This is a genomic window from Anaerotruncus sp. G3(2012) (assembly GCF_000403395.2).
Taxonomy (GTDB): Bacteria; Bacillota; Clostridia; order Oscillospirales; family Ruminococcaceae; genus Anaerotruncus.
Genome location: NZ_KE159676.1, coordinates 148,602 through 153,832, shown reverse-complemented (window position 1 = coordinate 153,832; position 5,231 = coordinate 148,602). Strand labels below are relative to the sequence as shown.

The window sequence follows — 5,231 nt, the reverse complement described above, 5'->3', positions numbered from 1 at the left end:
GGTTTGGCTGAATCGGCCATCCGAACGGAAGCGGGCGGATGCCCGCGGATCGTTCTGGCCATAAGTAATGATATAATAGCTGGTTCGCAGCTATTATATCACATTCCGCTTTGGTTGAACAACCCTTTTCTTCTCCATTTTGCCGGGATTCACAGGGCAATATTTGACAGATTTGCATAAAAAGTGCCCTTTTCCCGGGGCACTTTTCCGATCTATAAAATTTTTTTAAAATTTTTTGTATTTTCCTCTTGATTTTTCCGGACAAGTGTTATATAATAACAAACGTCGTCAGCGAGACAGATACAAAAAATAAGGACGGTTAGCTCAGCTGGTAGAGCACCTGCTTGACGTGCAGGGGGTCAGCGGTTCGAACCCGTTACCGTCCACCAGGGGTGCTGTTCGGGCAATAGTCCGGGCGGCATTTTTTTGTTGTCTAAAAAAACTCTGCATGGGGCCAACGCATGGATGTCTGTTGTACCGCTTTTAAGGGAGCGCCCCACCCGGTCAGCGGCGGGGCGCCGCCTCCCGTTCAACCTCGCCGCTTTTATAAAGTGGATCGGGAATGACATTGACTTTCCATCTCTCAATAATTGGAGAGGCCGCTGAGAGACTCGTCCTGTTCCACCCACGCTTCGTTGACATCATACACTCGATAAGCGTCCCGCGTGTCCCGCACCACCACCGTGGATATCCCCGCGTTGATAATCAGGCGTGCACACATCGAACAGGGGCTGGCGTTCTGGACATAGCTGCCGTCGCTGACCTCCCTGCCGACCAGATAAAGGGTGGCTCCAAGCATATCCACGCGGGAAGCGTGGATGATCGCGTTCATCTCGGCGTGCACCGACCGGCAGAGTTCATACCGCTGCCCCCGCGGGATATTGAGCTTTTCACGGGTGCAATAACCAAGATCAGAGCAGTTTTCGCGCCCACGGGGTGCACCGACATAGCCAGTCGAAACGATCTGGTCATTTTTTACGATGATCGCCCCAAAATTGCGGCGCAGGCAGGTGCCGCGCTCGGCCACTGTTTCGGCAATATCAAGATAATAGTTTGCTTTATCACGTCTTGTCATATAGAACACTTCCTTTATATTATCAATCTCTGAAAATGGAGCGGACTGTTTTAAGGCCGCTCCAAGAGGACCTGCGTTCCGCAAAGCCGCTGTATCCGGACAAGGCTTGCGACTTTGTCCTGGATGCATTATAATAGAACCAGCCAATCTTGGTGAATTTTACAAGAAGCCGCAGCAGATGCTGCGACAGAGGAGTTTTATGGAGCAGCTTTCCAACATCGGCGTGATCCGGGATGTGCTGTCCCGACACGGGTTTACCTTTTCCAAATCACTGGGACAGAACTTCCTGATCAACCCGGCGGTCTGCCCGCGGATGGCCGAACTGGGCGGAGCCGGCCCCGGAGTCGGGATGCTTGAGATTGGCGCAGGAATCGGGGTGCTTACCGCCGAGCTGGCCAAACGGGCGGATAAGGTGGTCTGCGTCGAGATCGATACCCGGCTGCTGCCAGTGCTGGACGAGACCCTTGCCGGCTATGACAACATTGAGATCGTCAACGCTGATGTGATGCAGGTCGACCTTTCCGCCCTGGTTGCCGAAAAATTTGCAGGGATGCAAGTGGCGGTCTGCGCCAACCTTCCCTACTACATCACCTCGCCGGTTATCATGCGCCTGCTTGAACAGCGGCTTCCCATCCGGTCGATCACCGTTATGGTGCAGAAAGAGGCGGCCCAGCGGCTTTGCGCCCGGCCCGGCACGCGGGAGGTCGGTGCAGTCAGTATTGCAGTGCGGTACTACAGCGAGCCAAAGCTGCTGTTCCAGGTGTCCCGCGGTTCGTTCCTGCCCGCTCCTGATGTGGATTCGGCAGTGATCCGGCTGGATGTGCTGCCCAACCCGGCGGTGGACGCACCACCCGAAGCATTTTTCCGGGTGGTCAGAGCAGCGTTCTCTATGCGCAGAAAAACACTGCTGAACTGCCTTTCGGGCGGGCTTGGCATTCCCAAGGCTGAGGCGGACAGCCTGCTCATACGGGCAGGGGTCCCATCCAGCGCGCGGGCAGAACAGCTTGATCTGGAGCAGTTCGCGTCGATCGCGCGCAGTCTTCTTTGAGCAGGATTTCCGGCGATGGACGCAAACCCGCAGCCTCCGGCCAGCGGGAAAGGGACTATTTTGCTTTTCCGGATAGGCCGGATGCTTCCTCATCCGCGTAATAGGCATTGATCTGATAGCAGAGTGTCATCAAGCTGTCTCCGAGGTGGACATTCTCCACCACTGCCCCTTCAAAGTTGAGGGTCAGGTCGTAATGGGAGAAATTCCAGAAACAGTTGACGCCCAGCGCCATCAGTTCTTTTGCGCAGTCATAGGCGACCTCTTTGGGGATGCACAGGATTGCAGCGCGCGGGCGGTGGGCTTCGCAAAAAGCGGAAAGCCCGGCTACATCCTGAACCACCAGCCCATTGAGCGCCTGCCCGATGATCTGGGGGTTGACGTCAAATATCCCTTCGAGCCGGAACCCACTCGATTCGAAATGCATATGCTTTGCGATTGTGCGCCCAAGGTTGCCCGCGCCCAGCAGGATCGTGCCATTCAGCTTGTTCAGCCCCATGATGTTGGCGATCTCCTTATGGAGCGCCGCTACATTATAACCATATCCCTGCTGACCGAATCCGCCAAAGCAGTTCAAATCCTGCCGGATTTGCGACGCGGTGAGCTGCATGAGCTGCGCAAGTTCACGGGAAGAGATGCGGGTCACATCTTTTTTCAAAAGATCACCCAAAAACCGGTAATATCTGGGGAGACGTCTTACCACCGAGCGGGAAACCCCTTCATTTTTTGGCATAAGACCACAACCTTTACTAAAAAATCAAATAGCAGGTAAAAACCTGTAGAAAATCTGTACAATATGATAATATTATAACAGGTTACGGGAATTGTCAAATAAAAAGCAACCGTGTGCTTTTGGGATAAATGAGAAAAATAAGCGAAAAAATTCTGTCCAAAATTTATGCATGATATGGTAATTCTGATTCAAATATAGTAAAATAGGGATAGAGGATAGGAGGTGAAGCAAGAATGGATCCGGAGAAAGAGACTCAGGTGTTGGAGCCGGAACTGGATGAACAGGATCAGGAGACGCAGGAAAGCCGCAAACAGGCCAGCGCCAATGACGGAGACAAAACCCAAACCCTGCTCTACCGTCTCTGGCTGAAGAGCCAGCAGAAGCGAAAGCCGAAACCCGGGCGGGATGGAGCGGAAAAGTCCGGCGAAGACGAGCCGGACGAGGAGGACGCCTCCGAACCCACATTCGCGCAGCAGGCTTCGGTCATCAGCGATGCGAAGCAAACTGCATGGCTGGAGGACAGTACCGGGGATGGCATTCTGGACCTCTGGCAGCAGTGGGTGCTGGCATATAGAATACAAGGGCAGACATATGACCCGTTTTCCGAGATCGAGCCTGCGGAACAATCCGAAAGTCCAGAAGGCAGCGAAGGGGATGCCGCATCGGAAGAAGCCGGACAATCCGATCGCCTTCCGGAAAGCTCGAAAGAGAATGAGCGGGACCATATGATGACCGAGCTCCAGCAGGCTGCACAGGTACGCCGGGCGCATAAACAGCTCGACGAAGGGGAATCCAATAAAAATGCCCTGCTTTATTTCTGGCTGTCCAAGGATGTCATGACCGTCTGGATGTTTGCATTCCCTCCGCTCAACGGTGGGATGGAAATGACCGTAGATGCGGTCGATGCGCGGTTGGAAAGCATGGGCGTCAACTTTGGAATCAACCGTGACCTCATCCTTCAGGCAGTATCCAAGCGGATGTATTTCAAACTGCTTCCGATCGCGAAAGGCCAGCCTCCGGTTGACGGAATCGACGGCAGGCTGGAAAACTGCCGGGAGATGACGGTCAAGCTCGAAGAGGAAAACGATGAGGAACAGAACGTCTACCATAGCATCAACCAGATTACCCGCGTTGTAAAGGGGACGCCGCTTTTCCGGGCAATCCCCCCGGTAGAGATGCAGATGGGGATCAATGTGCAGGGAGGCCCGGTGCGCGGGAAGACCGCAAAACCGGTTATGATGCCCAAAATCCCAAATACGCAGGTCTCATCCGACGGTTCCATGCTCGTCTCGGCGATTGATGGCTATCTCACCTTCGAAAATAACCATTTTTTGGTCAAGACCCTGTTGGTCATCAATGGGGATGTCGATTACTCAATGGGCAATCTCGAACATTCAGGGGACATCCTGATCTATGGAGATGTCTGTGAAGGGCTGGTCATCCGTTCCACCGGCTCGGTTGAGGTGCGCGGGATGGTTGAGAGCGCGCAGATTTATGCCAAAAAAAACATCACGCTCGGCAAAGGGATCAACGGGAATCTGACCGGCAGGCTGGAAGCGCAGGGAGATATCCGCAGCAACTTCATCGAGAACTGCGAGGTAATCGCGGCCGGGGACATCTACGCCAGTTCGATCCTCTGGTCGAATGTCTCATGCGGCGGGAGTTTACATGTTACTACCGGGCGCGGCACCATTATTGGAGGCCAGCTTGCGGTCATCCGCAATGTCGAGGCCAAACTGATTGGCAACGGTTCTAACCGGTACACCAAATTTGTGATTGGGAGCACCCCTCAGATCGTTGAAAAGCAGCGGGATCTGGAACAGCAGGTTGCAGACATTCAGAAGCGGCTGCGGGAGGTGCTGAAGGATCTCGAATTTCTCAAACGCCAGAAATCTTTGGATGAGGACCGTACCAGAATTCTGGGAAAGCTCCGTCTGGAAAAGCCGTTGCTGCAAATGAAGGAGCGGCAAAAGCTCAGCGAGCTTGGGGAGGTCTGCGAGATCATCCACAACTCGAACAAAGGGAGGATCCGCTGCGATGTGCTCTATTCGGGAACCAGCATCTCGATCGGTTCAGCAAGCATCGTTGTAACCTCTACCTACTATAAATGCAACATTTATTATTGGGAGGACGAGGTCGTGATCGGCACCTGTTGACCTTGATAAAAGGGCTGAAAACAGTGGGTTTTTCTGCAAAATCGGCTAAATCAGGCGGTTAATGTATGTTAGCCGCCTGATTGTTGGTTTTTGAGCAAAATCCGTTTGCAATCGCGGATTTCTGTGGTATAATAGCTGCAAAACAGCTATTATACCAAAACGATGGCCAGAACGATACGCAGGCACAGCCTGCTCCCGTCCTGATGGCCAATGATACCACAT

At 53.4% G+C, this 5,231-nt stretch carries 5 protein-coding genes and 1 tRNA gene; 4 read left to right on the top strand and 2 right to left on the bottom strand.

The annotated features are described in order from the left end of the window. Nucleotides 1–180: hypothetical protein (locus C814_RS24410; RefSeq protein ID WP_207637139.1), on the top strand; the 180-nt coding region annotated here is incomplete at its 5' end. A gap of 133 nt (nucleotides 181–313) precedes the next feature. Then, nucleotides 314–389: transfer RNA gene (locus C814_RS17580), tRNA-Val, on the top strand. A gap of 194 nt (nucleotides 390–583) precedes the next feature. Here C814_RS17580 and C814_RS17575 read toward each other — a convergent pair. After that, the gene (locus C814_RS17575) at nucleotides 584–1,075 is read right to left on the bottom strand and encodes a deoxycytidylate deaminase (RefSeq protein ID WP_016316757.1); all 492 of its coding nucleotides are present in this window, start codon (nucleotides 1,073–1,075) and stop codon (nucleotides 584–586) included. 199 nt (nucleotides 1,076–1,274) lie between these two features. Between C814_RS17575 and rsmA the strand changes: the two genes are divergently transcribed. Next, nucleotides 1,275–2,123, top strand: a complete 849-nt coding sequence (rsmA, locus tag C814_RS17570; protein WP_016316756.1) for a 16S rRNA (adenine(1518)-N(6)/adenine(1519)-N(6))-dimethyltransferase RsmA — start codon at nucleotides 1,275–1,277, stop codon at nucleotides 2,121–2,123. Nucleotides 2,124–2,178: 55 nt separating this feature from the next. Here rsmA and C814_RS17565 read toward each other — a convergent pair whose 3' ends face one another. Further along, a complete protein-coding gene (locus C814_RS17565) occupies nucleotides 2,179–2,853 on the bottom strand; it encodes a redox-sensing transcriptional repressor Rex (protein ID WP_016316755.1) in 675 nt (224 codons plus the stop codon). A 233-nt stretch (nucleotides 2,854–3,086) separates the two neighbouring features. On the opposite strand from C814_RS17565, the gene C814_RS17560 reads away from it, so the two are divergent. Beyond that, complete coding sequence (locus C814_RS17560; protein WP_016316754.1) at nucleotides 3,087–5,009, top strand: DUF342 domain-containing protein; 1,923 nt, start codon at nucleotides 3,087–3,089, stop codon at nucleotides 5,007–5,009. Nucleotides 5,010–5,231 lie beyond the last annotated feature (222 nt).